Annotated in this window: 26 protein-coding genes and 4 pseudogenes; 24 read left to right on the top strand and 6 right to left on the bottom strand. The window is 69.0% G+C overall.

Annotated features, from left to right (window positions below):
• Positions 1 to 68 precede the first annotated feature (68 nt).
• Positions 69 to 2,093 carry a family 20 glycosylhydrolase gene (locus O3X23_RS24880; protein WP_269273736.1) on the bottom strand — a complete coding sequence of 675 codons (2,025 nt, stop codon included), beginning with the start codon at positions 2,091 to 2,093 and terminating at the stop codon, positions 69 to 71.
• A 266-nt stretch (positions 2,094 to 2,359) separates the two neighbouring features.
• Complete coding sequence (locus tag O3X23_RS24875; RefSeq protein WP_269273735.1) at positions 2,360 to 3,184, bottom strand: class I SAM-dependent methyltransferase; 825 nt, start codon at positions 3,182 to 3,184, stop codon at positions 2,360 to 2,362.
• 150 nt (positions 3,185 to 3,334) lie between these two features.
• Here O3X23_RS24875 and proS point away from each other — a divergent pair, with 150 nt between their 5' ends.
• The 19 genes and pseudogenes from proS (at position 3,335) to O3X23_RS44260 (ending at position 17,048) form a co-directional block, all read left to right on the top strand.
• The gene (gene proS, locus O3X23_RS24870; RefSeq protein WP_269273733.1) at positions 3,335 to 4,747 is read left to right on the top strand and encodes a proline--tRNA ligase; all 1,413 of its coding nucleotides are present in this window, start codon (positions 3,335 to 3,337) and stop codon (positions 4,745 to 4,747) included.
• Positions 4,748 to 5,102: 355 nt separating this feature from the next.
• Positions 5,103 to 5,699 (top strand): hypothetical protein, encoded by a 597-nt coding sequence (locus O3X23_RS24865; protein ID WP_269273731.1) that lies wholly within the window; start codon positions 5,103 to 5,105, stop codon positions 5,697 to 5,699.
• A 195-nt stretch (positions 5,700 to 5,894) separates the two neighbouring features.
• The gene (rpsP, locus tag O3X23_RS24860; protein WP_269273730.1) at positions 5,895 to 6,353 is read left to right on the top strand and encodes a 30S ribosomal protein S16; all 459 of its coding nucleotides are present in this window, start codon (positions 5,895 to 5,897) and stop codon (positions 6,351 to 6,353) included.
• A 2-nt stretch (positions 6,354 to 6,355) separates the two neighbouring features.
• Positions 6,356 to 6,595 carry an RNA-binding protein gene (locus tag O3X23_RS24855; RefSeq protein ID WP_269273729.1) on the top strand — a complete coding sequence of 80 codons (240 nt, stop codon included), beginning with the start codon at positions 6,356 to 6,358 and terminating at the stop codon, positions 6,593 to 6,595.
• A 94-nt stretch (positions 6,596 to 6,689) separates the two neighbouring features.
• On the top strand, positions 6,690 to 7,310 hold the full coding sequence (rimM, locus tag O3X23_RS24850; RefSeq protein ID WP_269273727.1) for a ribosome maturation factor RimM: 621 nt from the start codon (positions 6,690 to 6,692) through the stop codon (positions 7,308 to 7,310).
• Entirely contained in the window at positions 7,310 to 8,128 is an 819-nt protein-coding gene (gene trmD, locus O3X23_RS24845; protein WP_269273725.1) for a tRNA (guanosine(37)-N1)-methyltransferase TrmD, read from the top strand. Before rimM ends, trmD begins: the two co-directional genes overlap by 1 nt.
• 134 nt (positions 8,129 to 8,262) lie before the next feature.
• Complete coding sequence (gene rplS / locus O3X23_RS24840) at positions 8,263 to 8,610, top strand: 50S ribosomal protein L19 (RefSeq protein WP_269273723.1); 348 nt, start codon at positions 8,263 to 8,265, stop codon at positions 8,608 to 8,610.
• A gap of 33 nt (positions 8,611 to 8,643) precedes the next feature.
• The gene (lepB, locus tag O3X23_RS24835) at positions 8,644 to 9,354 is read left to right on the top strand and encodes a signal peptidase I (RefSeq protein ID WP_269273722.1); all 711 of its coding nucleotides are present in this window, start codon (positions 8,644 to 8,646) and stop codon (positions 9,352 to 9,354) included.
• Positions 9,355 to 9,685: 331 nt separating this feature from the next.
• Positions 9,686 to 10,654 (top strand): annotated as a pseudogene (gene lepB, locus O3X23_RS24830) (signal peptidase I); the annotation flags it as partial.
• Positions 10,542 to 11,540: a signal peptidase I gene (gene lepB / locus O3X23_RS24825; RefSeq protein WP_443047960.1), complete on the top strand. Its 999-nt coding sequence runs from the start codon at positions 10,542 to 10,544 to the stop codon at positions 11,538 to 11,540. The pseudogene lepB (O3X23_RS24830) and the gene lepB (O3X23_RS24825), both read left to right, overlap by 113 nt.
• Positions 11,541 to 11,682: 142 nt before the next feature.
• The gene (lepB, locus tag O3X23_RS24820; RefSeq protein ID WP_269273721.1) at positions 11,683 to 12,417 is read left to right on the top strand and encodes a signal peptidase I; all 735 of its coding nucleotides are present in this window, start codon (positions 11,683 to 11,685) and stop codon (positions 12,415 to 12,417) included.
• Positions 12,417 to 12,896, top strand: coding sequence for an NUDIX hydrolase (locus O3X23_RS24815; RefSeq protein ID WP_269273763.1), 480 nt, complete (start codon positions 12,417 to 12,419; stop codon positions 12,894 to 12,896). The genes lepB (O3X23_RS24820) and O3X23_RS24815 overlap by 1 nt, the downstream gene beginning before the upstream one ends.
• A gap of 39 nt (positions 12,897 to 12,935) precedes the next feature.
• The gene (locus O3X23_RS24810; RefSeq protein ID WP_250977965.1) at positions 12,936 to 13,262 is read left to right on the top strand and encodes a DUF2469 domain-containing protein; all 327 of its coding nucleotides are present in this window, start codon (positions 12,936 to 12,938) and stop codon (positions 13,260 to 13,262) included.
• 95 nt (positions 13,263 to 13,357) lie between these two features.
• Positions 13,358 to 13,717, top strand: coding sequence for a YraN family protein (locus tag O3X23_RS24805; protein WP_269273719.1), 360 nt, complete (start codon positions 13,358 to 13,360; stop codon positions 13,715 to 13,717).
• Positions 13,717 to 14,697: pseudogene (locus O3X23_RS24800) on the top strand (YifB family Mg chelatase-like AAA ATPase); the annotation flags it as partial. The gene O3X23_RS24805 and the pseudogene O3X23_RS24800, both read left to right, overlap by 1 nt.
• Before the next feature lie 299 nt (positions 14,698 to 14,996).
• Positions 14,997 to 15,203 (top strand): hypothetical protein, encoded by a 207-nt coding sequence (locus O3X23_RS24795; RefSeq protein ID WP_269273717.1) that lies wholly within the window; start codon positions 14,997 to 14,999, stop codon positions 15,201 to 15,203.
• Complete coding sequence (locus O3X23_RS24790; protein ID WP_269273715.1) at positions 15,187 to 15,702, top strand: DUF6879 family protein; 516 nt, start codon at positions 15,187 to 15,189, stop codon at positions 15,700 to 15,702. Before O3X23_RS24795 ends, O3X23_RS24790 begins: the two co-directional genes overlap by 17 nt.
• On the top strand, positions 15,699 to 16,532 hold the full coding sequence (locus tag O3X23_RS24785) for a helix-turn-helix domain-containing protein (protein ID WP_269273714.1): 834 nt from the start codon (positions 15,699 to 15,701) through the stop codon (positions 16,530 to 16,532). The genes O3X23_RS24790 and O3X23_RS24785 overlap by 4 nt, the downstream gene beginning before the upstream one ends.
• 177 nt (positions 16,533 to 16,709) lie before the next feature.
• The gene (locus O3X23_RS44260) at positions 16,710 to 17,048 is read left to right on the top strand and encodes a DUF7848 domain-containing protein (protein ID WP_443047962.1); all 339 of its coding nucleotides are present in this window, start codon (positions 16,710 to 16,712) and stop codon (positions 17,046 to 17,048) included.
• A gap of 131 nt (positions 17,049 to 17,179) precedes the next feature.
• Here O3X23_RS44260 and O3X23_RS24780 read toward each other — a convergent pair whose 3' ends face one another.
• Positions 17,180 to 18,013 (bottom strand): recombinase family protein, encoded by an 834-nt coding sequence (locus O3X23_RS24780; protein ID WP_443047959.1) that lies wholly within the window; start codon positions 18,011 to 18,013, stop codon positions 17,180 to 17,182.
• A gap of 161 nt (positions 18,014 to 18,174) precedes the next feature.
• On the opposite strand from O3X23_RS24780, the gene O3X23_RS24775 reads away from it, so the two are divergent.
• Positions 18,175 to 18,765, top strand: coding sequence for a hypothetical protein (locus O3X23_RS24775; protein WP_269273712.1), 591 nt, complete (start codon positions 18,175 to 18,177; stop codon positions 18,763 to 18,765).
• A gap of 594 nt (positions 18,766 to 19,359) precedes the next feature.
• Here the strand turns inward: O3X23_RS24775 and O3X23_RS24770 are convergent.
• Together O3X23_RS24770 and O3X23_RS24765 are read right to left on the bottom strand one after the other, a co-directional pair.
• Positions 19,360 to 19,716, bottom strand: coding sequence for a hypothetical protein (locus O3X23_RS24770; RefSeq protein WP_269273711.1), 357 nt, complete (start codon positions 19,714 to 19,716; stop codon positions 19,360 to 19,362).
• A 333-nt stretch (positions 19,717 to 20,049) separates the two neighbouring features.
• On the bottom strand, positions 20,050 to 21,693 hold the full coding sequence (locus O3X23_RS24765; RefSeq protein WP_269273710.1) for a recombinase family protein: 1,644 nt from the start codon (positions 21,691 to 21,693) through the stop codon (positions 20,050 to 20,052).
• Positions 21,694 to 21,757: 64 nt separating this feature from the next.
• Here O3X23_RS24765 and O3X23_RS24760 point away from each other — a divergent pair.
• The 4 genes and pseudogenes from O3X23_RS24760 to O3X23_RS24745 form a co-directional block, all read left to right on the top strand.
• Positions 21,758 to 22,417 (top strand): annotated as a pseudogene (locus O3X23_RS24760) (ATP-binding protein); the annotation flags it as partial.
• Complete coding sequence (gene dprA, locus O3X23_RS24755; protein WP_269273708.1) at positions 22,404 to 23,600, top strand: DNA-processing protein DprA; 1,197 nt, start codon at positions 22,404 to 22,406, stop codon at positions 23,598 to 23,600. The pseudogene O3X23_RS24760 and the gene dprA, both read left to right, overlap by 14 nt.
• Before the next feature lie 276 nt (positions 23,601 to 23,876).
• Positions 23,877 to 24,713, top strand: coding sequence for an RNA polymerase sigma factor WhiG (whiG, locus tag O3X23_RS24750; protein ID WP_269273707.1), 837 nt, complete (start codon positions 23,877 to 23,879; stop codon positions 24,711 to 24,713).
• 50 nt (positions 24,714 to 24,763) lie between these two features.
• The gene (locus O3X23_RS24745) at positions 24,764 to 25,372 is read left to right on the top strand and encodes a TetR/AcrR family transcriptional regulator (RefSeq protein ID WP_269273761.1); all 609 of its coding nucleotides are present in this window, start codon (positions 24,764 to 24,766) and stop codon (positions 25,370 to 25,372) included.
• A 97-nt stretch (positions 25,373 to 25,469) separates the two neighbouring features.
• Here O3X23_RS24745 and O3X23_RS24740 read toward each other — a convergent pair.
• Positions 25,470 to 25,952 (bottom strand): annotated as a pseudogene (locus O3X23_RS24740) (peptidoglycan DD-metalloendopeptidase family protein); the annotation flags it as partial.
• Positions 25,953 to 26,040: the final 88 nt, after the last annotated feature.

The following is a 26,040-nucleotide window of genomic DNA, read 5'->3' as shown; positions in this document are numbered from 1 at the left end:
CTGCTCGGTGTGTGTGCCGTCAGCCTGCGAGTTGAACCAAGGTTGAGGTCAAGCGCGGAACGCGCGGCTTACGTCGTGGCGGCCACGGGACTCGTCACTGCGGGACTCGTCGCTACGGGACTCGTCACCGCAGGAACCTCCGCCGAGGCGGCACCGTCGTGGTAGGCCTCGACCTCCCACAGCGAGTAGCCGTAGACGGTGCCGCGCTGGGTGAGGTTGACGCGCAGGAACCGTCCGGAGCCGTTGAGCCCGGTCAGGTTCTGGGTGCCGCCGGAGGCGCTGGTGGTGGAGTAGACCGTGTTCCAGGTCGCGCCGTCATCCGACAGCTGGATCTGGAACGCCGTGGCGTAGGCCGCCTCCCAGGTGAGCTTGACGCGGTCGACGGCCTGGCTGCCGCCCAGGTCGATCGTCAGCCACTGCGGATCCGCGAAGGCGCTGGACCAGCGGCTGCCGTAGCTGCCGTCCACGGCGCTCTCCGCCGCCAGGGCGGGCGCCTCGGTGCTGGAGACGGTCACCGGACGGCCGAGCGCCAGATCACCGGCGGCGGTGTCGGTGGGCCAGCCGGGCGGCCGGCCGATGGCGGTGGCGATCGGCTGGAACTCCGCGAGGGTCGGGACGAGCAGAGGGGAGCCCCAGGTCCGCTGGGCGAGGGCGCGCATCGGCGTCATGATCCCTGCCGCCGTCCGCTCCTCGGTCTCGGCGTCCGGGTGGTCGCACCAGACGTGCAGCTTCGAGCCCCGGTTGCGGGACGGGGCGGCGATGGTGGAACCGCCCTGGAAGATGTCCGGGTTCCAGGTCTCGTACATGTACTGGGTGTTGGGCCGGCCGCCGCCGAACACGTAGTAGGTCGGGTTCCAGCTGGCGTTCTGGACGGTGTGGCCTGCCTCGATGAGCTGCTGCGGGGTGAGCCCGTAGACGTTGAAGTAGTCGACGGTGATGTCCGCGTTCGGGGTGATCGTGCCGTCGCCCGGCTTGATGCCGTCGTTCCACATCCGCATCGTCTTGCCGCCCGCCCGGACAAGGGAGTCCGCCCAGTTGATGAAGCCGTAGTACGCGTCCTTGGCGGTCGCGTCGGCGCCGTAGTGGTCGCGGGCGTAGCTGAGGAGCTGCGGGTAGTTGGCGTAGTTGGTGACGTACTCGTCCGCGCCCAGGTGCCAGTACTCGGCGGGGAACAGCGGCAGGTACTCGGTGATCAGGTCCTTGATGAGGCGGTAGGCCGCCGGGTTGGACAGGTCGATGTACTGGTTGCTGGCGGTGCCCGCGCTGTTGGTGAGCCGCAGCTCGGGATGGGCGGCCAGCGTCGTGTTCATATGGCCCGGCATGTCGATCTCGGGCACGACGGTGACGTGGTACCGCGCGCCGAGCGCGATGAGATCGGTGATCTGCTGCTTCGTGTAGTGCTCGGCGGAGGTGATCTCGGGGTGGCTGACGCTCTCCAGCCGGAAGCCGTAGGTGTCGGACACGTGCAGGTGGAAGTAGTTCATCTTCAGATAGGCGAGGTCCCTGATCTGGCCCTGGAGCCAGGGCAGGGTGAAGAACTTCCGCCCCACGTCGACCATCAGCCCGCGCTCGGGCTTGGCCGGCCAATCGCGGGCCGACCCGGCGGCGATGGTGGGGGACTGCTTGAGGAGCTGGAGCACGGTGCGGGTGCCGTAGAAGGCCCCGGCGTCGGTCCGTGCCCGGACGGTGACGGACGGGGCCACGGTCAGGGCGTAGCCCTCGGTACCGAGGGCGGTGTCCGTCGAGCCGAGCGTGAGGAAGAGGTCTCCCGGCCGCACGTCGGAGGCAGGGCCGCTGGTGTGGCTCACGGTCCTTCCGGCGAGCTGCGTCAGGTCGTCGGCGAAGACCTGTCCGGTGGTGCCGAGCGCGGACGAGTGGACGCTGTCGGTGATGACCCGGCTGGCGGGGCCGAAGGTGTAGGAACCGGTGCCCGCGGTCCACTGCTGGAGGGCGGGGATGGTGCGCGGCATGGCGTCGGCGGCGTGCGCCGGCGCCTGCGCGAGCGGCACGGCGAGGGCGAGCAGCAGGCCGAGCAGTGCGCCGAGGACGGCGCCGGGACCAGGGGAAACGCGGGCGTGGGGGGAGAACCGCATGGTCAAGGCTCCTGCCTGGATGCCGATTTTGACCTGATCGTACGATTTACTCCCGAATTGGCGCGAGCGGCCGCGGCATCGGAGTGGGCGTCCTCCTCCGAACCGACAGTCCTCTCCTCAACCGGCCCCGGACATGCCGACGCCCGCGGACCGGCTCCCTGACGGGAGCGGTTCGCGGGCGCTGGGCGAGGCGGACGGGTTCGGGCCGGACTCGACGTGTCACGCCGGGTCGGACGTGGGCGGACGCGCGCGGATGTTGGGCGGGGTCAGACGCGGGCGACCACGTACCGGAAGACGTTCTCCATCCGCACCGTCCCGTCGGCCCGCTGGTACGAGTGCAGCGCCTCCGCCAGCTCCTTCTCCACCTGCGCCTGGTCGGTGGCCTCGGTGGCCGGATCGAACAGGCCGGTGGAGAGCAGTCCGCGGACCGCGCTGTCCATGTCCGGATAGCCGAAGGGGCAGGCCACCCGGCCGGAGCCGTCCGGCCGCAGCCCGGCGTCCCGGGCCAGCTCCTCCAGGTCGTCGCGGCCGCTCAGCCGCCTTCTGGCCGTGTGCCCGCGCGGTTCCGCCAGCCGGGCCGCGACACACAGCACGCGGTAGGTGGCGCACCGCTCGGAGGGTCCCCAGCCGGCCAGCACCACGGGGCTGCCGTGCTCCGTGAGCAGGGCCGCCTCCTGCAGTTCGGGCCGCAACTCGTCGCAGGGCGACGCGGGATCCAGTGCCGTCACCATCGTGAACGGCGCGCCCTTGCGGTCCGCCGAGTGCTCGACGCCGCCCGTGCGTAACTCGGCACGGGTCCGTCGCCGGGCCGGCACGCCCCACTGCGGTTCGGGGAGCAGCCGCTCACGGGCCAGCGCGAGCCGCCGTTCGTCGACGTCGCAGCCGGTGACGGTCGCGCCGCGGGCCGATGCCATCAGCAGCGCGAGGCCCGAGCCGCAGCCCAGCCCGAGCAGGCGGGTGGAGGGGCCGACATCCAGCCGGTCGTACACGGCCTCGTAGAGCGGTACGAGCATCCGCTCCTGTATCTCGGCCCAGTCCCGTGCCCTGCTGTCGCCACGTGTCGTGGATCCGCGAACGAGCGTGGTTGTCATCGGAGCCGCCCCAATCAGCCGAGTCGCCGTCCTCGTGCCCCCCGGTGCTTTGTGCATGTCCCCGAAAGCCAGACAACTCCGGTTTTGCGCTCCCGTCCAGAGGGCGGCCCGATTCACGTCCGACGGTCATCGCCCCGTAACATCGGCGGCATGGCAAAGCCCCCCGTTCTCACGCCTCAGGCGGTCGACTTCCCCCGCTGGTACCAGGACCTGGTCAACAAGGCCGAGCTGGCCGACAACGGCCCGGTGCGCGGCACGATGGTGATCCGGCCGTACGGATACGCCCTCTGGGAGCGGATGCAGCAGGAGATGGACGCGCGCATCAAGGACGCGGGCGCCCAGAACGCGTACTTCCCGCTCTTCATCCCGCAGTCGTACCTGACGCGCGAAGCCGAGCACGTGGAGGGCTTCGCCCCCGAGCTGGCGGTCGTCACGCACGGCGGCGGCAAGGAGCTGGACGAGCCGATCGTCGTCCGGCCGACCTCCGAGACGATCATCAACGAGTACTTCTCCAAGTGGGTGCAGAGCTACCGGGACCTGCCCCTGCTGATCAACCAGTGGGCGAACGTGGTCCGCTGGGAGATGCGTCCGCGCATCTTCCTGCGCACCACCGAGTTCCTCTGGCAGGAGGGCCACACCGCCCACGCCACGTACGAAGACGCGCGCACCTACGCGGCGCGGATTCACCGGGACGTGTACGCCGATTTCATGGTGAACGTCCTCGGCATCGATGTGGTGCTCGGTCGCAAGACCGCCAAGGAGCGCTTCGCGGGCGCCATCAACACCCTCACCCTCGAGGGGATGATGGGCGACGGCAAGGCCCTGCAGATGGGCACCAGCCATGAGCTGGGCCAGAACTTCGCGAAGGCGTTCAACACCTCGTACCTGTCGGGCGAGGGCAAGCAGGAGCACGTCTGGCAGACCTCGTGGGGCGTCTCGACCCGCATGGTCGGCGGGCTGATCATGTCGCACGGCGACGACAACGGTCTGCGCGTCCCGCCGCGGCTCGCCGCGGTCCAGGTGGTCGTGGTGGCCATCAAGGGCGACGACACGGTCATCGACAAGGTGCACGAGATCGGCGCCCGCCTCAAGGCGGCCGGGATCCGCGTCCAGGTGGACGCCCGCACGGACACCCCGTTCGGCCGCCGGGCGGTGGACTGGGAGCTCAAGGGCGTCCCGGTGCGGGTCGAGGTCGGCCCGCGCGACCTGGAGAACGGCACCGCGATGCTGGCCCGCCGGATCGCCGGGGGCAAGGAGCCGGTGGCGCTCGACGCGCTGGAGACCCTGATCCCCAAGATCCTCGAAGAGGATCAGGCGCAGCTGCTGCGCGAGAGCCGCGAGCGCCGCGAGTCGCGCACCGTGGACGTGGCGACCATCGAGGAGGCGGCCGAGGCCGCCGCCACCGGCTGGGCCCGCATCCCGTGGGCGGACCTCGGCCCGGAGGGCGAGGCCAAGCTCGCCCAGCAGAGCGTCTCCGTGCGCTGTCTGATCGCCGAGGACGGCTCCGTGCCGGCCGCGGACGACGCCCCGGGCACCATCGCGGTCGTCGCTCGCGCGTACTGAGTCCGCGTACCTGGTTCACGTACTGAGTTTGCGTACTGAGTTCATGCACTGAGTGGCGTACGGGGCTCGCACGTTCCCGCACCGGGTTCGCGTGCCGAGTCCGCGTAAGGCGTGCCTGTGCCGGCCGTCGCCGCCGGTCGCTGACGGTCCTCCGCCGGTTGCCCACGGTAGCTGGCCGGAAATGAGCGTAGTTTTTCGGTGATACGTCCCGAGTTCGGGGCGGGTGCGGGGATTCTCCACTATCCTCCGCTCCCGCCCCGCGCCGGACGCATCATCCGGAACTGACCGATCAGTGCAAATTATTTGGGGTGTCCCGGAATCGGAACACTGGGCCACCCCGGCTCGTTGATACGGCGTGAGCACGACACCACCAGTTCTCGCCGCCGAGCTGGCAGTCGCGTGGGCCGACATTCAACGGCACCACCCCGAACTGCCGGATCTGGCCGCGCCAGAGTCCCTTATCGGAGAGTCCTCGTCCGCCTGCGGGATCGAGCTCTCCTTCGAAAGGCTGCTCCACGAGGCCGTGCACGGAGTCGCCGCAGCACGCGGCGTCCGTGACACGTCGCGAGCCGGCCGCTACCATAACCGCCGTTTTCTGGCGATCGCCGATGAATTGGGCCTCGACCACTCCGAGGAGCCGCATCCCAGCAGCGGCTTCTCCCTGGTCGGTCTGCGCCCCGATACCAAGAAGCGCTATCGAGCCACCATCGACCGGCTCCACCGGGCCCTGAGGGCGCACACGGTCGCGACCACCGCGGACACCGCCCGCAGTTTCCGCGGCCCGGCCGCGCGGCACGGCTCGTCCGGAGGGGGAGTGCGCGTCAAGGCCGTGTGCGACTGCGGGCGCAACGTCCGCGTCGTGCCGTCGGTCCTCGCCCAGGCCCCGATCATGTGCGGTGCCTGCGGTCAGGCGTTCCGCATCCCGGAGGTCGTCGGCGCCGGCGTCGGGTGAGGTGAGCCGAAGCCGCTGGGCCACTCCGGTTAGCCGGGCGTGTCACCGTGTGGCAGAATAGCCAGCTGAGAACTCGACAGCCGTGCAGGAACCCTCTCTCCTTCGGCTGACGAATCCGCTGGGCGCACGAATCCCACAACCCCACGTGGGTGTTTGCCGTGCCCAACCTCGTCAATTCCAGGAGAACCCACTCCCGTGGCAGTCAAGATCAAGCTGAAGCGTCTGGGCAAGATCCGTTCGCCTCACTACCGCATCGTCATCGCCGACTCCCGTACCCGCCGTGACGGCCGGGCCATCGAGGAGATCGGCCTGTACCACCCGGTGCAGAACCCCTCGCGCATCGAGGTCGACACCGAGCGTGTCCAGTACTGGCTGGGTGTCGGCGCACAGCCGACCGAGCCCGTGATGGCCATCCTCAAGGTCACCGGCGACTGGCAGAAGTTCAAGGGCCTGCCGGCCCCGGCCCCGATGCTCGTCGCCGAGCCGAAGGCCGACAAGCGGATCCTCTTCGAGGCCGCTGCCAAGGACGCCGGCAACGAGCCCAAGGGTGAGGCCATCACCCCGAAGGCCAAGAAGGCGGACAAGGCCGAGAAGAAGGCCGATGACGCCGTCGAGGCCGCTGTTGAGGCCCCGGCCGAGACCACCGAGGCCTGAGCATGCTCGAGGAGGCTCTCGAGCACCTCGTGAAGGGCATCGTCGACAATCCCGATGATGTGCAGGTGTCCGCGAAGACCCTGCGCCGCGGGAGCGTCCTCGAGGTCCGGGTGCACCCGGACGACCTCGGCAAGGTGATCGGCCGCAACGGCCGCACCGCACGCGCTTTGCGTACTGTCGTGGGCGCCCTCGGTGGCCGTGGCATCCGCGTCGACCTCGTCGACGTGGATCAGGTCCGCTGAGACCAATGCAGTACCGGCACGGGCCGGGGGCGGCGATTGCCGGCCCCGGCCCGTTGTCGCGTTCCAGGACATCTTCGAGTGAAGGGCAAGCAGAGTGCAGCTGGTAGTCGGCCGGATCGGGCGCGCCCACGGCATCAAGGGCGAGGTCACCGTCGAGGTGCGCACCGACGAGCCGGAGGTGCGGCTCGGCCCGGGCGCGGTGCTGGACACGGACCCGGCCACCGCCGGCCCGCTGACCATCGAGTCCGGCAAGGTGCACAGCGGACGTCTGCTGCTGCGCTTCGAAGGCGTGCACGATCGCACCGCCGCCGAGGCGCTGCGCAACACCCTGCTGATCGCCGAGGTGGACCCGGCGGAGCTGCCCGAGGACCCCGAGGAGTTCTACGACCACCAGCTGGTCGACCTCGACGTGGTGACCGTGGACGGTACGGAGGTCGGCCGCATCCTGGAGATCTCGCACCTGCCGGGCCAGGACCTGCTGATCGTCGAGCGCCCGGACGGCACCGAGGTGATGATCCCGTTCGTCAGCGAGATCGTCCCGGAGATCGATCTGGAGAACCAGCGCGCCGTGATCAACCCGCCGCCCGGCCTGCTCAACGAGGCCGAGGCCGAGGTCGCGAGCGCCCGTGACAGCGACGGCACCGATGGCACCGACGGTACCGAGGGCGGCGCCGACGGCCGTGACGGCACCGACGGTCGTGACGGCACCGTCTGATGCGTATCGACGTCATCACGATCTTCCCGGAGTACCTGGAACCGCTGAACGTGTCGCTGGTCGGCAAGGCGCGGGCCCGCGGGCAGCTCGACGTGCGGATCCACAACCTGCGTGACTGGACCCACGACCGGCACAACACCGTGGACGACAGCCCGTTCGGCGGCGGTCCGGGCATGGTGATGAAGCCCGAGCCGTGGGGCGAGGCGCTCGACGCGGTGACCGCGGAAGCGGCAGCGGGCGAGGTGCGGCCCGTACTGGTCGTCCCGACGCCCAGCGGTCTGCCGTTCACCCAGGAACTGGCCGTCGAACTGTCCGAGCGGCCCTGGCTGGTCTTCACGCCCGCCCGCTACGAGGGCATCGACCGCCGGGTCATCGAGGAGTACGGCGACCGTTTCGACGTCCGTGAGGTCTCGATCGGCGACTACGTCCTGGCCGGTGGCGAGGCCCCGGTCCTGGTGATCGTCGAGGCGGTGGCGCGGCTGCTGCCGGGCGTGCTCGGCAACGCCGAGTCGCACCGCGACGACTCCTTCGCGCCCGGCGCGATGGCCGACCTCCTGGAGGGGCCGGTCTACACGAAGCCGCCCGTCTGGCGGGAACGCGAGGTGCCCGAGGTGCTGCTGAGCGGCCACCACGGCAAGGTCGCCCGCTTCCGCCGCGACGAGGCGTTCCGCCGTACGACCGCCAACCGGCCGGACCTGATCGAGCGCTGCGACCCCGCCGCCCTCGACAAGGCCGACCGCGCGCTCCTGGCGGAGCTGGGCTGGGAAGAGCTGCCGGACGGCCGATTTGGGCGCTCGGCCTCCGCCGTGGAAGAATAGGCGCCTGCTGTACGTCCGGCGGCGCCCCTGCCACAGGGGGACCGACGCTCGCCCGACGGAGCGGCATTCCGAATCATCATCACGACCGTTCCGCCGATGACCTGTGGCATGGGCGAAGGAAGCAGAAGATCTTCATGCATATTCTCGACTCCGTCGACAACGCGTCGAAGCGCGACGACGTCCCGTCGTTCCGCCCCGGTGACACCATCAACGTCCACGTGCGTGTCATCGAAGGCACCCGCTCGCGTGTGCAGCAGTTCAAGGGCGTAGTCGTCCGCCGCCAGGGCGCCGGCGTCCGCGAGACCTTCACGGTCCGCAAGGTCAGCTTCAGCGTCGGCGTGGAGCGTACCTTCCCGGTGCACAGCCCGATCTTCGAGAAGATCGAGATCGTGACCCGCGGTGACGTCCGTCGCGCCAAGCTGTACTACCTCCGTGAGCTGCGCGGCAAGGCCGCGAAGATCAAGGAGAAGCGCGACAACTGAGTCCTTCGCGGGGCCGTATAGGCTCTCCGCTCGATGGACACGGACGCAGAACCTTCGGAGCGCGATCGCTCTTCCCCTGCTGAACAGCAGGGGGAGCAGCGGTCGCGCTTCGCTGTGTTCCCGTCCTCCGTCCCCCCGTGGTGGTCCGTGGCCCGCTGGTGGCGTACGGCGCTGCCGGCCGTGCTCTGCGTGGCCGCCCTGTTCCTGGCGAACGCCTTCGTGGTGCAGCCGTTCCTCGTTCCGAGCGGATCGATGGAGGGGACGCTGCAGATCGGGGACCGGGTGCTGGTGAACAAGCTGGCGTACCGTTTCGGCCGGGTGCCGGAGCGGGGCGACATCGTCGTCTTCGACGGTGACGGATCGTTCCTCCAGACCGGCGGGACCGATTATGTGAAGCGGGTGATCGGAATCGGCGGGGACCGGGTCACCTGTTGCGATCCGCTGGGCAGGCTCATGGTGAACGGTCATCCCCTGGACGAGGGTTATCTGTATCCGGGCGATACACCGTCCCGGGTACCGTTCGACATCCAAGTGCCGGCAGGGAGGCTGTGGGTGATGGGTGACCACCGGGAGGACTCCCGCGATTCGCGGGATCACCTCGGCGAGCCCGGCGGCGGCACCGTCCCGCTCGACGAGGTGATCGGCCGCGCCGACTGGATCGGCTGGCCGATCGGGCGGATGCGGTCCCTGGACCGTCCGGACGTCTTCGCCGCCATACCCGCACCGGGCCGGGGCCGTGGGTAACCGCGGCCGGCCGCGGTACGGGCACCACCGGCCGAGCGCGGTCCCGCCGGGTCGCGGGGGCGGGGACGGCGGGGCGGGCCGTGGGTCCGGCCGTGGGCGGGGCGCCGGGGGCGGCTCGGCGTACGGCGACGATTCCGGGCGAGAGCATGGCGACGGGTACGGGCGAGGGCGCGGCGACAGGTACGAGGACGGGGAAGGGTACGCGCGAGGGCGCGGCGACGGGTACGGCGGTTCGGGCGGTTCGGACGATGAGCCCGGCGCCGGCCATGGCGGTCCGTCCGGCGGAGGTTCCGCGCCACGGGCCGGTGCCACCCGGGCGGAGCGGCGCAAGCTGGCCCGCAAGGTCAAGCGCAAGCGGCGCCGGTCGGCGGCGCGGGAGGTGCCGCTGCTGCTCGTGGTGGCGCTCCTGATCGCCCTGGTGCTCAAGACGTTCCTGCTGCAGGCGTTCGTCATCCCGTCCGGTTCGATGGAGCAGACGATCAAGATCAGCGACCGGGTGCTGGTCGACAAGTTGACACCGTGGTTCGGCAGCACGCCGCAGCGCGGCGACGTCGTGGTCTTCAAGGATCCGGGCGGCTGGTTGGCGAACGAGCCCAAGCCCAAGCCGGATCCCGTGGTGGTCAAGCAGGTGAAGGAGTTCTTCACCTTCATCGGACTGCTGCCGGCCTCGGGCGAGCAGGACCTGATCAAGCGGGTGGTCGCGGTCGGCGGGGACACCGTCAAGTGCTGCGACAAGGACGGCCGGATCACCGTCAACGGCATGCCGTTGATCGAGCCGTACATCAATCCGGGGGATACGCCCTCGATCTCGGCGTTCAGCGTGAAGGTGCCCGTCGGGCGGGTGTGGGTGATGGGGGACCACCGCTCCAACTCTGCGGACTCCCGATTCCACATGGACCAGCCTGGTCAGGGGACGGTTCCGCTGGACCTGGTGGTGGGCCGGGCGTTCGTCATCGCGTGGCCGCTGGGTCACTGGCGCAAACTGGAGGAGCCGGGGACGTATGCCTCGGTGCCCGACCCGCGCCCGAGCGGCGCGAGTGCGCTGGAACCGCCCACTAGGGTGGGCACGGCCAACAATGGGCAAGGAACGAGCCACTTCCCGACTCCTGCGGAACTCCCGCTCGTTATGGGAGTGGTGGGCCTGCGTCAGTCATGGCGCAGGCGGCAGCGTGGAATGAGGAGTGAACGTGGGGGACCTGGCGGTCGGCGCACGATCCGGATCCGGCGAGCCCGAAGACGGGGACATCCCGGCGGGCTCTGTCGAGAAGACGGCGGGCGGCGGCGCGGCCCCCGATGCGGGGCACGAGAACGAATCCGGACACGAACCCCCGGCGCCGCGGTCCGGTGGCGAGGGTACGGGCGGAGACAGCGGCACGGCGGGCAGGCGCCGTAGGCCGGAGCGCAAGCAGCGGTCGTTCTGGAAGGAACTGCCGCTGCTCATCGGTATCGCGCTGGTACTGGCGCTGCTGATCAAGACATTCCTGGTGCAGGCGTTCTCCATCCCGTCGGACTCGATGCAGAACACTCTGCAGGAGGGCGACCGGGTGCTGGTGGACAAGCTGACCCCGTGGTTCGGCTCCGAGCCCGACCGCGGCGAGGTCGTCGTCTTCCACGACCCGGGCGGCTGGCTGCCCGAGAACCCGCCGCCCAGCGGCAACGCCGTGACGCGGGGTCTGCAGTCGGCCCTCAGCTTCATCGGCCTGATGCCGTCCGCGCAGGAGAAGGACCTGATCAAGCGGGTCATCGGCGTGGGCGGCGACACCGTCGAGTGCAACGGGACCGGTCCGCTGAAGGTGAACGGCAAGGCGCTCGTCGAGCCGTACGTCTACCCGGACAACACCCCGTGCACGGCGGAGAAGCCGTTCAAGGTGAAGGTGCCCGAGGACCACATCTGGGTGATGGGCGACCACCGCCAGAACTCGCTGGACTCCCGGTACCACATGGACCAGCCGGGCAACGGGTACGTCCCGCTCGACGACGTGGTCGGCCGTGCCTTCGTGAAGGCCTGGCCGATCAACCGCTGGGGCACCCTGCCCGTCCCCGACACCTTCGACCAGCCGGGGATCAACGCGGCGGGCCCGCTGCCGGCCGCCGCCGGCCTCGTGGGCGCGGTCCCGCTGGTGCTGATGCGCCGGCGCCGGCTGATCCGCAAGGGCGCCGAGGCCGCCGAAGGCTCCGCGGGCTGACGACGGGCGCGCTGCCTGGAAGGGCTGCCCGTCCGGGCAGGTGGCCGCCGGGACTGGTGGGACGTGTGGGATCCGTGGGTGTTGCGAATGCGTGCCGAGGACTGCTGACCTCGGCGGGTACCGACGGGTAAGGTGCGGGTCCATGAGCAGCAGCACTTCCGCGAGCAGCAGCGCGATACGCAAGGACGACGGCCGGCTCGGACGCATACTGTCCGGGCTGGCCGTAGCCATAGGGTGCGTGCTGTTCCTGGGCGGCTTCGCCTGGGGCGCGGTGACCTACCGGCCCTACACCGTGCCGACCGGGTCCATGCAGCCGACCGTGGAGCCGGGTGACCGGATCCTGGCGCAGCGGGTCGACGGGTCGGAGGTGCGGCGCGGCGACATCGTGGTCTTCCAGGACCAGCTGTGGGGCAGCGCGACGCTCGTCAAGCGCGTCGTCGGGGTGGACGGGGACGTCATCACCTGCTGCGACAAGCAGGGCCGGATGCTCGTCAACGGCAAACCCGTCGAGGAGAGCTACCTCCTCCACGGCGGACCGGCGTCGCTCACGCCGTTCGAGACCACGGTCCCCAAGGGGCAGCTCTTCCTCCTCGGCGACAACCGGGCCGAGTCGCTGGACTCCCGGGAGCACCTGGCCGGCGGCGACACCGGTACGGTGCCGCGCGGCGCCGTCCGGGCCCGGGTGGACGCGGTGGCTTGGCCGCTGGGGCGGCTCGGCATGGTGGACCGGGCCACGAACTTCTCCGCGCTGCCCGGCGGGGTCTCCGAGCCGGGGCCGCTGCGCTGGATCACCGTCGCGGCGCTCGCCGGAGCGGTGCTGATCCTCGGCGGCGCGGCGCACGGACCGATCGCCCGCAGACTGCGCCGCCACCGGTGATCAGGCGCCGCGCGGCCCGCGTCGTCCTGCTCGATCCCGCCGACCGCATCCTGCTGCTGCACGGTCGCGAACCGGCCGACCCCTCGACGACCTGGTGGTTCACCCCGGGTGGCGGGGTCGAGGACGGCGAGAGCCTGGAGGCGGCGGCCCGCCGCGAACTGGTCGAGGAGACCGGGATGGGCTCCGTGGAGCTGGGGCCGGTGCTGTGGGAGCGGACCTGTTCCTTCACGTTCGACGGGCGCCGCTGGGAGCAGGACGAGTGGTACTACCTGGCGCGCACCGGAACCACGGAGTTCGACACCGCCGGGCACACGGAACTGGAGCGGCGCAGCGTCACCGGGCTTCGATGGTGGACCTGCGAGGAACTTCTGTCCTCTCGTGAGACGGTGTACCCGATCAGGCTCGCCGGGCTGCTGCGTACGCTGCTCGACGAAGGACCCCCACAATTCCCGATCCCCCTGGGGACGGAGCGTGACTGACGCACAATGGGGGGACGTACGGCTGAAGGGGAACATGCGATGAGCGCCGAGGACCTCGAGAAGTACGAGACCGAGATGGAGCTGAAGCTCTACCGGGAGTACCGCGATGTCGTCGGGTTGTTCAAATATGTGATTGAGACCGAGCGGCGTTTCTACCTGACCAATGATTACGAGATGCAGGTGCACTCGGTTCAGGGTGAGGTCTTCTTCGAGGTGTCCATGGCTGACGCCTGGGTGTGGGACATGTACCGGCCGGCCCGCTTCGTGAAGCAGGTCAGGGTCCTCACATTCAAGGACGTGAACATCGAAGAGCTGAACAAGGCCGATCTCGATCTCGCGTCCGACGAGGCGGGCTTCAACAGCTGACCGGCGGTAGCTCGTGAACCGGGTTATCCACAGGTAAGTTCAAGATCATCCGCTATGCCCCACCTCCGTCACAGTGAGTGGCGGAGGTGGTGTGCGTGAACGCACGAGCAGCCCGGGGCAGGTACGGCGAGGAGCTGGCCGCCCGCTGGCTCGCCACGGCGGGCCTGAGGGTTCTGGAACGGAACTGGCGGTGCCGCCGGGGCGAGGTGGACATCGTCGCGTCGGAGGGCGACGCGCTGGTGATGTGCGAGGTGAAGACCCGCACCGGTGGTGCCTACGAGCACCCCATGGCGGCCGTCACCCCGCGCAAGGCGCAGCGGCTGCGGCTGCTCGCCGAGTACTGGCTCAGCGAGCACGGCGGCCCGCCCTCCGGTGGGGTGCGGATCGACCTGGTCGGGGTGGTTCTGCCCGGCCGCGGCGCCGCGCGGGTCGAGCATGTGCGGGGGGTGGCCTGATGGGCTTCGCCCGCACCTGCTCGGTGGCCCTGGTCGGGGTGGAAGGGGTGGTCGTCGAGGTCCAGGCCGACCTCGAACCGGGGCTCGCCGCGTTCACCCTCGTCGGCCTGCCCGACAAGAGCCTGAGCGAGAGCCGCGACCGCGTCCGGGCGGCGATCGTGAACAGCGGCGAGACCTGGCCGCAGAAGAAACTCACCGTGGGCCTCAGCCCCGCCTCGGTCCCCAAGAGCGGCAGCGGCTTCGATCTCGGGGTCGCGTGCGCGGTCCTGGCCGCCAACGAGCGGATCGCGCCCCCGGCCATCGCCGACCTGGTGATGATCGGCGAGCTGGGTCTCGACGGCCGGGTGCGGCCGGTCCGCGGAGTGCTGCCCGCCGTCCTCGCCGCGGCCGACGCCGGGTACCGGCAGGTGGTCGTTCCTGAACGCACCGCGGCCGAGGCCTCGCTGGTGCCGGGCGTCTCGGTGCTCGGCATCCGCACCCTGCGCCAGCTCATCGCGATCCTCAACGACGAGACGGTCCCCGAGGAGACGGAGAACCGGGGCGAGGGACGCCCCGATCCCCTGCTCGCCGGGCTCGCGGTGCCCGGAGCCGGCATCGGCACCGGCGTCTGCGACCGGCAGACGCTCCCCGACCTCGCCGACGTCGCGGGCCAGCACACCGCCCGGCGCGCCCTGGAGATCTCCGCGGCCGGCGGCCATCACCTGTACTTGAAAGGCCCGCCGGGCGCCGGCAAAACGATGCTGGCCGAGCGGCTGGCCGGGCTCCTGCCGCGGCTCACCGCCCAGGAGTCCCTGGAGGTCACGGCGGTGCACTCGGTCGCCGGAATCCTCCCTCCCGGCAAACCGCTGGTCGACACCCCGCCCTACTGCGCCCCGCACCACTCGGCGACCATGCCCTCCATCATCGGCGGTGGCAGCGGCCTGCCCCGGCCGGGCGCGGTCTCCCTGGCCCACCGCGGGGTGTTGTTCCTGGACGAGGCGCGGTAGAGGGACTTACTCCGCGATCAAGGTACACCAGTGCTCCCGATCGGCGCGGGCGTTTCGCCATGGCCCCCCAGTGGCCGTCTCGCGCCCTGTCGGCTGCCTGCCCAGGCCATCCCGTCGTCCCGGTCGCAGACGCCCACCACGCGCCCGTATGGGGCGGCGACGGACGCGCTGCATCGAAGGCCACGGGTTCATGCAACAACGTGCATACCCACGAACATGCATGGACGGTCGACTGTGACGCTCGTACGGTCGTGTCCAACGCCCCAACCGGGGCGCGAGCAAGGGGGTTTCGTATGGCACGCGAGGAGCTGACTCGGCTTACCGGTAACGGAAACGGGGAGTGCGGCGAAGACGACTGCCCGAACGTGTACCGGACCGACCGAGGAACGTTCGTTGTGCAAGGTGACGTGTCCGGCGCCTTCACTCCGCCTCAGGGGGAGGGGCTTGTGGAGATTCCGGAGAGCGTTCTTCGGGAGGCGATTCGTGTTCTTGGATGGTGACGAGTGGCGGACAGCGCTGCGGGAATTCCAGTCGGAGGCATGGAGACTGGAGACCTTGCCGCAGTACCTCATGCCGCAGGAGGCCGACGAGCTCGAAGCGTTCCGGGCCGGTAGGCGAGTCGACCTGAATTCCTACTCGTCCCCGTACACGGAAAGCCTGAATCGGATACGAGGGGAGGGGAAGAGTAAGGGGCGAGTGCACATCGTGACTCAACCACTCTCCGAGTATCTGCGGTTCGAGTTCTCCCGATACTACGCTCCGCATGTGCGAGCCGGCGAAGAGATCCGAATTCTGGACGTGACGGATCGAGAGAACCCGTTGCCGGAGGTTCGCGACTTCTGGATGTTCGACCGCTCGAAGGTTGTTCTCATGCACTACGAGGGCAACGGTGCGCAGATCGGCCGAGAACTGTACGAGGGTGATCCGGCCCCGTTCGTCGAATACCAGCGAATCGCCATCGCCGAGTCGGTGCCATTCTTGGAGTACGTGGGGGAGTGACGTTCGAAGCTGAGCGGCTCGGCGAGTCGGGAACGGAACTCGCTTCACTGCTTCGAGAGCTACGCAAGCGGGCCGGTCTCTCCGGGGACCGGCTTGCCGCGCGCTGCAACATGTCTCAGTCCAAGGTGAGTCGGATCGAGAACGGGCGGACACGGCCGTCCCTGGTCGACGTCGAGCAGATCTTGAGGGCCCTCGACGCACCACCCAGCATGATTGCCGAAGTGGCCGCCCTTGCCAGGTTGGCCCATACCGAGTGGCGAAACCTTCGGGGGTTGCGTCGTAAGGGACTTGGGACGAGACAAGCGGAACTGAGGTCTCTTGAAGCGTCCTCGACGCACATGCGCTACTTCCTGCTCTCGATGGTGACGGGCCTTCTTGCAACTCCGGAGTACGTACGGGCGAGCCTCGCCCATTCCCCGGCGGATACGAGTAAGGCAGTGGCGGGAAAGCTGGAACGGCAAGCCATTCTGTATGACGTGTCGAAACAGTTCAGCTTCATTCTGACCGAGCAGGCCATTCGATGGCCGGTCGTTTCACCTTTGGCGTTGGCTGAGCAGATGGACCGGCTCTCCTCGTTGACCTACCTCCCGAACGTGCGTATCGGAGTGATCCCAGTGGGTGCCCCCACCTCGCGAGTCCCGTTGAATACGTTCACCGTTTACGACGCTTCGTTGGTCACCATCGAGACATCGGCCGGAAGTCTCGTACTCCGCGACAGCCGAGACGTACGGAGCTACCTCGACGAGTTCGCCCAGTACGAGGAATACGCGGCATCCGATGGGGAAGCAAGAGCGATGCTCGCAGAGTGGTCGGCTGCCTGCCGCTCATGACCTTTACCCAACAACGTGCATGGACTGCGAAAGAATGCACGTTCCACGGCATCATTCCCTGGCACACACGCAGCCGGGGAGGTCGTACAGAATGAGCACACCGAAGACGACGATGTCAGGTCCGGTGAACTTGACGACTCCACTCCAGGAACCGAACGCGGTATCGAGCTGTCAGGAATGCCTCGGCATTACCCTGATTCGAACCAACGCCCGATCGGTCGGGGACTACTCGAAGGTGTCCGATGCGAACGTGGTGCTCCTTACGCATCTGCGGGAAGACCACGGGGTCCAATGATGGCGCGTTCCGTCATGCGGTACGTGAGGCACAGGATCACGCGACACCCGGACACTGACGTGACCTTCGAAGCGGAGTGCCTTCACTGCAAATGGGCAGCCACGCCCTCGACTGACGGCGTGGCGGTCGATGTGGAGTGCATGAGCCACACCGGCCGGAGCGGTCACAAAGGATTCCGGCGCCTCTGCACATCGTTCGCGATTGTGGTCCGGGACGAGTGACCGACAGACCCCCAGTGTGCTGAGGGGGGTACGCCGGTAGGCGAGGTTCGAACCACGGCGTCATGCGCCCATGCATGACAGCGGCCCCCGACGCGATGTCGGGGGCCTGCCTGTGTCCCTGTGCGCCTGTCTCAGGCGCTCTCTCCCAAATGGCGGTACAGCGTGGCGCGCCCGATTCCCAGGGCCTTGGCGATGGCTGTGACGCTGTCTCCCTTGGCGTGTCGGGCACGGGCTACGGCCAAGGTGTCATCGTCCATGACGGACGGACGCCCACCGACGTTGCCCTTACGGGCCGCAGCCTCCAGCCCTTCCAACGTCTTCTCCCGGATGCCTTCCCGCTCCACCTCGGCACTGACGGCGAGGACGGCGAACACAATGGCACCGGCCCCGTTCGGGTCGTACACACCCTGAAGGGGACCGGACAGGAGTTCCAGTTGGATGCCGTCCGCCTGAAGGGTGGAAGACAGCGTCATCAGCTCTGACGCACTGCGGGCAAGCCGCTTCATCTCGACCACGGTCAAGATGACCGGCTGATTCGGTGCGGCTGCCTTGATCTCCCGTGCCAGCGTGAGCGCCTTCTCCAGTTCCGGCCGCTCCTTCACACGGGTACTGATCTTCTCCGAGAAGACGCGGGTGCAGTCGGCACGGGCAAGCATGTCCAACTGGGACTGAAGTTCCTGCCCAACGGTTGAACAACGGGCGTAGCCCAGTCGGATCGCTGCGCCCGGCATCGCGTCGGGCACCTGTGTGACAGGAGCGCACTGTGTCCACGCCTTGCCGGGGTTGCGGTCAGCCGGAGTCTTCACGGTCAGTTCCGCCTTGAGGGCGGGCACCAAGGCGAAGCGGCCCGTGTGGTAGTTCGCTGCCACCTTGCCCGTCGTCGTACGGCAGGGGCTACCGGCGGGGGCTTCGCACTTCGGGCAAGCGTGGCGTTCGACCTGTGAGGCCGGGGTGGTCGTAGTCATGACGAGACCGTCTCACAAACGTGTCCCGAAAGCCAGTCCTGAGGGGGATGTTTCGAGACGGGTTGCGAGACGGTCGAGCGTGGGCGAAACGGACGCGCTCCGAGCCTGGTCTCGCCGTCCCGAAAACGAAGGATTGTGAGACGCCCGGTACGCTCCTCGGCATGTCTGACGAAGCGGTCCCGCCAAGCGGTCTCGATGGGCTTCCGATCCTCCGATCGGACGAGGAGATGGAGGAGGTGCAACAACGCATGTCTCTGTTGGTGGGCGAGGTGGCAAGGGGGAGTGCTGCGCTGGAGTACTACCTTCGCCGACTCATGACCTGCCTCATCGACAGCAGGTATGCCGAGGTTGTGGCTGCGGGGCTTGGAGCAAATGAGCTGATCGATATGTGTACGGCACTCGTGAAGATCAACCGGGAGATCACGGAAGCGCAGCGCACCGAGTGCCGCTCCAAACTTGCGACCCTCAAGCCTTTGCTTGCCCGACGAAACCACTTGGTGCATGGCATGTGGACGCCTCTGAATGTGCCAGAGACTGAGCCGCTACCCAGCGCGGCGTATGCGCTTGTCAGCAAGAGGCGTACTGCTGCGGCCGTCATCGAGATCTCCTACGAAGAAGCGGAAACCTTGGCCGACGAGTTGTATCAGGCAGGCTCCGGAATCTTCGACTGGATCTGCCGCACTCTTCTTGTGCAACTGAGGAGAGAGCAGGTAACCGAGCCTCCCAAGGAGGCGAACGGGGGTGGGGTATGACCCCCATGGCAGGCAAGTCCAGACCGCCATGTCTTACCGGCCAAGATCGTGCCACGGTTTCAGACCCCGTCAGACACCGGAGGAGTGAGGCAGCGGCGAAGAAGATGCAGGTAGGAGGGCTGTGCCCGGTATGGCGAGCACTCAGGGACGGCACAAGAGTGAGGTCCCTTCGAGGCTTGCCGTTTGTTGCTTCCCGTTGTGGCCGCGTAGCGGCCCCTTGCCCGAGCGCCTTGCCCTGGGGCCTTGGGGTAGCGGGGCGCGGTAGCGCCCCCACTTGGTCAGCTCCCTGGTCTTCCTGATGTCGGCCCCTTCGGGACCGCTCGTGCGAAGTATCTTCCGGTTGTGCGGCCGGAGGCCGCGCCTGTCGCTTGGGTCTCTTCGCCGGTGCCCTTGCGACTGAGGGCGCTACCGCGCCCCACCTTCCTTACCGCTGACGTGTAAGTACGTACTTGGCTTCCTTCTCCCCTTCGGGGCTGCGCTGTGAGGCCAAAAGCTGTGAGGCCAAAAAGACAAGAGAAGACGCGAACGTCTCCGCAGGTGAGATCTCGTCTCGGTACACGTCAGGCGTGTGCTGGCTACACGCGAGAGACGTAGTCAGCGATCGAGGTGCAGGCGGCACGGCACGGGTGCGCCCTTCCTTTTCTGGAAGACGTGAGAGGGGACGACAAGGCAAGCGGCCCCCGATCGGGGCGAGACAAGCTCCAGCTCCCTGGCGCGGGCCAGGGCGTTGTTCGTGCTCTGGTCGGACAGGGACTTGCCCTCCTTGCCGAGCAGTGCGGCGAGCTTGCCGGGACCGAAGCTTGCGTGTCCGTGGCGGTCGGCCCAACCGAGGGCCGCGAAGTGGATGCGGTAGGCGAGCTGGTGTCGAGGGTCTTGGGCCATGCGCTGGTACTCGCGCTGAGATACTCCGCCCCACGGGCGGCCGGGGCCGAAGTTGATGGTGCTGGTCAAGGGGTGGCGACCTCCCGGCGGCGGCCGAGGGCAGCGTGTAGCTGTACCTCGGCGGGTGAGTGGAAGTCGCGCAGTACCGTCCTGCGCTTCGGGGTGCCCTCGGCTTCCCCTGCCAGCCCCTTGGGATGGCGGCCCCTTCACGGAGTGGCCAGCTCTACCGGCGTCACACGACGGGAGCTACGGTGTCCGCTCCTCGAAGGAGCGGGAGGATCTTCTTACACGGCCGGTTGCTCAGTCGTCAACCTGGCCGGCTGAGCCTCAGCCCATCTGATCGGACATGACGAAGCCCCGCCCTCGGGTGAGAGCGGGGCCAGTCGAGCCTTCGAACGAGGACTACACGATGTGCTCGGCAGCGAGGCTGCGGACTCGGTCACGCAGATTCATCGGCATGAGGAGCTGAACCCTGCCGACCGCGTGTTGCCACATGCCCTCATGCCCCTTGGGCTCCATGAGCTGGGCGGCTGTCATGGGCGGGACTTTCCTGGTGTGGACGATCGCCTTTACGCCTGCCTCGCGCAGCTCTTTGTTCTTCTCCGCTGAGGTCGTGAGTTGTGCCCACCTGTCCGCGTACGTCTGGCCGGTAGAGGTCTCCTCCCAATGGTCCGGCACTACTGGCATGGCGGCGAGTGTCTCTCGCTTCGCTTCGAGCCGCAGGTATTCCTCTCGGAACTCCTTCTTGCTGAGCTCGGAGGAGTAGAGCCCTGCCTCGCGGTCCTCGCGGAGTTCGGCCAGAGCGCGTGTCACCTCGGTGACGTCCTGAGTGTGGTCGACTCCGGGGCGAAACACTCGGCGGACGATCTCAGCGTGACCAACGGCCTTGAGGAACGCCTCCTCAATGACCTTCTCCAAGAGCGTCGCCTGTATGGCTTCAGTCGAGTCGCACTCGGCGCCGGTGATGTTGCGAGAGCTGCACCGGTAGTACATCTGGTTGCGGCCGTTGTTCCGATACAGCGCCTTGCCGCAGGTGCAGTAGGCCACTCGAAGCAAGGGGGAACGGTCGAAGCGGTTGCCTGCCCGAGGATTGCTGTTCTCCTTCAGCTTTGCTTGAAGCTGATCCCACTCCTCCTTACTGATGAGCGGCTCCGCCCGCTGAAGCGGCAGCCCCTCGGCGTCCCGCACGAGGCGAGTCCGCTTCTCCTTGGTGCCGTCCGGGAGTATGACCTCCTCGGTCATTTCGACTCGACCGAGAAGTGTGTGAGAGCGAAGCATCTTCAGAAGGTTGCCCACACGCCAGACAGCACCTTTCGACTCCTTCCCGCTCCGGATGCGCTGAGCATCCAGTGGACTCGGGGTCTTGCTCTCATTCAGCCATCGGCACACGGCATTCGTCGCCTCGCCTTCGAGTGTCCGTCGAACGACCTCTCGGACTACCTTCGCTGTCTCCGTCCCGTACTCGTCCGGTACCAGCTTCCAGCCGTCTCCCTCGGCGTCCTTCTCAGCCCGGTACCCGTACGGGACGAAGCCGCCGCGCCAACGACCGGTCTTCATCAGGTATGCGTATGAGGATTTCGCACGGAACTTGATCGCCTCCAGCTCGCCCTCGGCGAATGCGGCGATGAGCTGGAACAGGATCTTGCCCATGGGTGAGGAAAGGTCGAAGCCGTCCTCGGCTGCCGCGATCTCTTTGTTGTGCTTCCCAGCCCACTCGACAAGCTGAGCGATGTGCAGCACTCGCCGGGAGATCCGGTCGAGCTTCATCCCGCAGAGGATGTCCCATTCATCGACTCGGGAGATCTCCCATGCGAGACGCAGCTCTACTGCGCTTACGTCCTTACCGATGGTCGACGGGAGCCACTGGCCGAGACCTGGTCGCTCCCATGGGGCGATGGCGCCGGAGACGTCTACGTCCTCCACCCAACCGACGACCGTATCTCCTCGGCTGTCCGCCCATCGCTGGATGGCTGCCTTCTGTCGAACGACCGAGGTCGACTCATCCGATGCTCTCGACAGGCGCAGCGCGCCCAGGACCCTTGCCATGTTGTGCTCCTCCTGCTCAGGCCTGCACCCTACGTGCTGGCGTTCTGGGTGGAGTAAGTCCAGCTACCTGGATGAGGCCCCGGAGTTCAGCGGCCGGGTGCTCGACGCGATGCGTCAGCCGCTGGAGTCCGGACATGTGGTGGTCGCCCGTTCCGCGGGAGTGATGCGGCTGCCCGCACGCTTCCTGCTCGTCCTCGCCGCGAACCCCTGTCCGTGCGGCCGGCATTCGCTGCCGGCGCTGGCGTGCGACTGCTCGCCGGCCGCGGTCCGCAGGTATCAGGCGAGGCTGTCCGGGCCGCTCCTGGACCGGGTGGATCTCCGCGTCCAGGTCGAGGCGGTGACCCGTACCGAACTGATCGAGGGCGCCGCGGGCGCCGAGCCGACCGCGCGGGTCGCGGAGAGGGTGCGGCTGGCGAGGGAACGGGCGACGGCGCGCTACACGGAGACCCCGTGGCGGACCAACAGCGAGGTGCCGGGGCACGAGCTGCGCACCCGCTGGCAGGTGGGCCCGGCCGGACTGCGGGAGGCCGAAAGGGACATGGAGCGCGGCCTGCTCACCGCCCGGGGCCTGGACCGTGTGCTGAGGGTGGCCTGGACGATCGCGGACCTCGCGGGGGCCGAGCGGCCCGGCCCGCCGGAGATGGCGGAGGCCCTGCAACTGCGCACCGGCGTCGCCCGTGGGGTGCCCGCCGTCGTGGGGGTGATGGCTGATGGCCGTCGATGAGTTGGGTGCTGCCGGTGCTGGTGCCGCCGCTGGCGTGGGTGGCGTGGGGGGCGTCGGGGATGAGGAGCGGCTCGCGCGCGCCGCGCTGACGCGGATCGCCGATCCCGGGGACGAGACCGTCGGCGCGTGGCTGCGGGACCGTGATCCGCGCGACGTGGTGCGGGAGATCCGGGCCGGGGTCGCGCTGCCGGGGGCGAGCGAGCAGCGGATGGCGGGGTACCGGATACGGGCCGGCGCGCTGGACCCGGCCGCGGACCTGGCCGCGATGGAGGGGCTCGGCGGGCGCTTCGTGTGCCCGGGCGACGCCGACTGGCCGGCGCAGCTGGACGATCTCGGCGCCCGGCGGCCATACGGCCTGTGGGTGCGGGGGAGGCCGAAGCTGCGGATGTGGGCCCTGCGGTCGGTCGCGGTGGTGGGCGCCAGGGCCTGTACCGACTACGGCGCCCACATGGCGGCCGGACTGGGCGCGGGGCTGGCCCGAGCGGGCTGGGTGGTGGTCTCCGGCGCCGCGTACGGCGTGGACGGCGCCGCCCACCGGGGTGCGCTGTCGGTGCCCGGAGCGACCATCGCGGTGCTCGCCTGCGGCGCGGACGTCCACTACCCGCCGGGGCACGCCGACTTGATCTCCCGCATCGCGGAACAGGGCCTGATCGTCGGGGAGTTGCCGCCGGGCTCCCACCCGACCCGCAGCAGGTTCGTGCTCCGCAACCGCGTCATCGCCGCCCTCACGCGCGGCACGGTCGTGGTCGAGGCGCAGCACCGCAGCGGCTCGTTGATCACCGCGCGGTGCGCCCGCGAGCTGGGGCGGCTGACGATGGGTGTGCCGGGGCCGTGCACCTCGGGCCTCTCGGCCGGTGTGCACGAACTGCTGCGCAACGAGGCGGCGCTGGTCACCGACGCGTCGGAGGTCGTCGAGATGGTCGGCCGGATCGGCGGGGACCTGGCGCCCGAGCGGCATGGTCCTGTACTGGCCAGGGATCTGCTGGAGGCAGGCGCCACGCGGGTGCTGGAGGCGCTGCCCGCCCAGGGCGGCGCCTGCGTCGAGCAGCTCGCCCGCGCCTCGGGCACCGGAAAGGACGACACGCTCGGACGTCTCTACGAATTGCAGGCGCTGGGCTTTGTGGAACGGGACGGAGAACGATGGAAGTTGACGCGATTCCCCCAGGACCGGCCGGTTCCCTGAGCCGAGTGACCCGGTCAACATGGAGCACTTCGAAGGAAGGTGGTTGACCTGCGTCAATCGGGTGAAGAGGTGTGGAGTGGGCGGAGGGAATGCATGCTTGCTCAACATTCCCTCGCGAGGGACTCGCCGTGGACGCGCACTCCCGAACCCCTCAGCGGAACGTATCTGCGCACGCCCCAGACCGAAGTCGTAGCAATAAGCGACGCCATGGTCACGCTACGCTCCCATTGACTCCCCTTTTCGCCTACGTCTCGGCAGAACGGCACAAGACGACGCATGCCCCAGCACCCCCCCGGGCCGGACCGGGCCACGGCGGCCACCGCCGCGCGCAGTGTCCCCCGTCCCGCCGGTCCCACCGCGCTCGACGTGCTGTGGCGGACCTATAAGTCCACGGCGGACGCGAAGCTCCGGGAGCAGCTGATCCTGCACTACTCGCCCCTGGTGAAGTACGTCGCCGGGCGGGTCAGCGTCGGCCTGCCGGCCAACGTCGAGCAGGCGGACTTCGTGTCCTCGGGCGTCTTCGGGCTCATCGACGCCATTGAGAAGTTCGATCCGGAACGGGCGATCAAGTTCGAGACGTACGCGATCACCCGGATCCGCGGCGCCATGATCGACGAACTGCGGGCGCTGGACTGGATCCCGCGCTCCGTGCGTCAGAAGGCGCGGGCGGTGGAGCGTGCCTACGCCACCCTGGAGGCCTCGCTGCGGCGCACTCCCAGTGAGTCCGAGGTCGCCGCCGAGCTCGGCGTCGGCCTGGAAGAGTTGCACGGAGTGTTCAGCGCCCTGTCGCTGGCGAACGTGGTGGCGCTGGAGGAACTGCTGCACGTCGGCGGCGAAAGCGGCGACCGGCTCAGCCTGGTCGACACGTTGGAGGACACCGGCGCCGACAACCCGGTGGAGGTCGCGGAGGACCGTGAGCTGCGCCGACTGCTGGCGCGCGCGGTCAACACCCTCCCGGAGCGCGAGAAGACCGTCGTGACGCTGTACTACTACGAGGGGCTCACGCTCGCCGAGATCGGCCAGGTGCTCGGGGTCACCGAGAGCCGCGTCAGCCAGATCCACACCAAATCAGTGCTGCAGTTGCGCGCGAAGCTGGCGGACGTCGGCCGCTGACGCCGGTCACCGCCTACAGTGGACGGGTGCCCAGGATTCGAGCGGCCTCGGTGGCCGAGCACCGGACGATGCAGCGCGACGCCCTGCTGGACGCCGCCCGATCCCTCCTGACCGAGGGCGGCACGGAGGCGCTGACCTTCCCCGCGCTGGCGGAGCGCACCGGCCTCGCCCGGTCGTCCGTCTACGAGTACTTCCGGTCCCGGGCGGCCGTCGTCGAGGAACTGTGCTCCGTGGACTTCCCGGTCTGGGCCGCCGAGGTCGAGGCGGCGATGCAGGCCGTCGACGGCGCCGCGGCCAAGATCGAGGCGTATGTACGCAGCCAGCTCACCCTGGTCGGCGACCGGCGGCACCGGGCCGTGGTGGCCATCTCGGCGGGCGAGCTGGACGCCGGGGCCCGCGAGAAGATCCGCGCCGCGCACGGCGGTCTGATCGCCATGGTGGTCGAGGCGCTGGGCGACCTCGGACACGAGGAGCCGCGGCTGACGGCGATGCTGCTGCAGGGTGTCGTGGATGCCGCGGTGCGCCGCATCGAGCTCGGGGCCGCCGAGGTCCCGGACCGGATCGTCGAGGCCGCGGTGGCGATGGCCCTGCACGGAGTGCGGAGCCCCGCCCCGTCCCCGGCACCCGCTCCCGGCGACGAACCCGACGAACGCCCGTAGTTCCGAACCCCGGCCCGGGAACGCCGAACACCGGGAGCAGCCGGGACCGGCCGCCACGCAGCATCCAGTCGGGCAGCAGGCTCAGCGGGTCGAGGTAGACGTCCCCGCGCAGCAGCCCCCAGTGCAGACAGCCCGCCGGGCAGTGCCAAGGGCCGCGCTCCAGCACCCCGACCCCCTGGCCCGCAGCCACCACGTCGCCCACCGCGACCAGCGCCCGTACCGGTTCATACGTGGTGCGCCGCCCGTCCGCGAGCAGGACCGAGACCGCGTCGACGCCCGCCACCCGGCCGGCGAACGACACCCTGCCGGGCGCGGCCGACCGCACCGGCGTGCCCGGTCCGGCGCGGAGATCCACTCCCCGGTGCCCGCCGCCCCACGGAGACGCGGGCGGCTCGAACCCGCGCACCACCACCGGCCGCCCGCCCTCGCGCGCGCCGACCGGCCAGCTCCGGCCGTCGGGCGCGGGCGCTCCGGCCGGGCCGCCCGAGCCGGCGACCGGCAGCGGTACGCCGAGGGCCAGCGCGGCGAGCAGGGAGAGCCACAGCGGCAGAACCAGGGGAAGAGCGGGGGAAGGAAGCATGCTGCGACGGTCCCGCATTCCGGCCGCGAAAGACGATCATGCAGGCGGCCTGTGGATAAACCTGTGGCTCAAGAAGCTGTCGTTGCGC

The sequence above is a fragment of the Streptomyces sp. H39-S7 genome, from assembly GCF_027158205.1.
In the GTDB taxonomy this organism is placed as follows: domain Bacteria; phylum Actinomycetota; class Actinomycetes; order Streptomycetales; family Streptomycetaceae; genus Actinacidiphila.
This window is presented reverse-complemented; position numbering and strand designations above follow the sequence as displayed.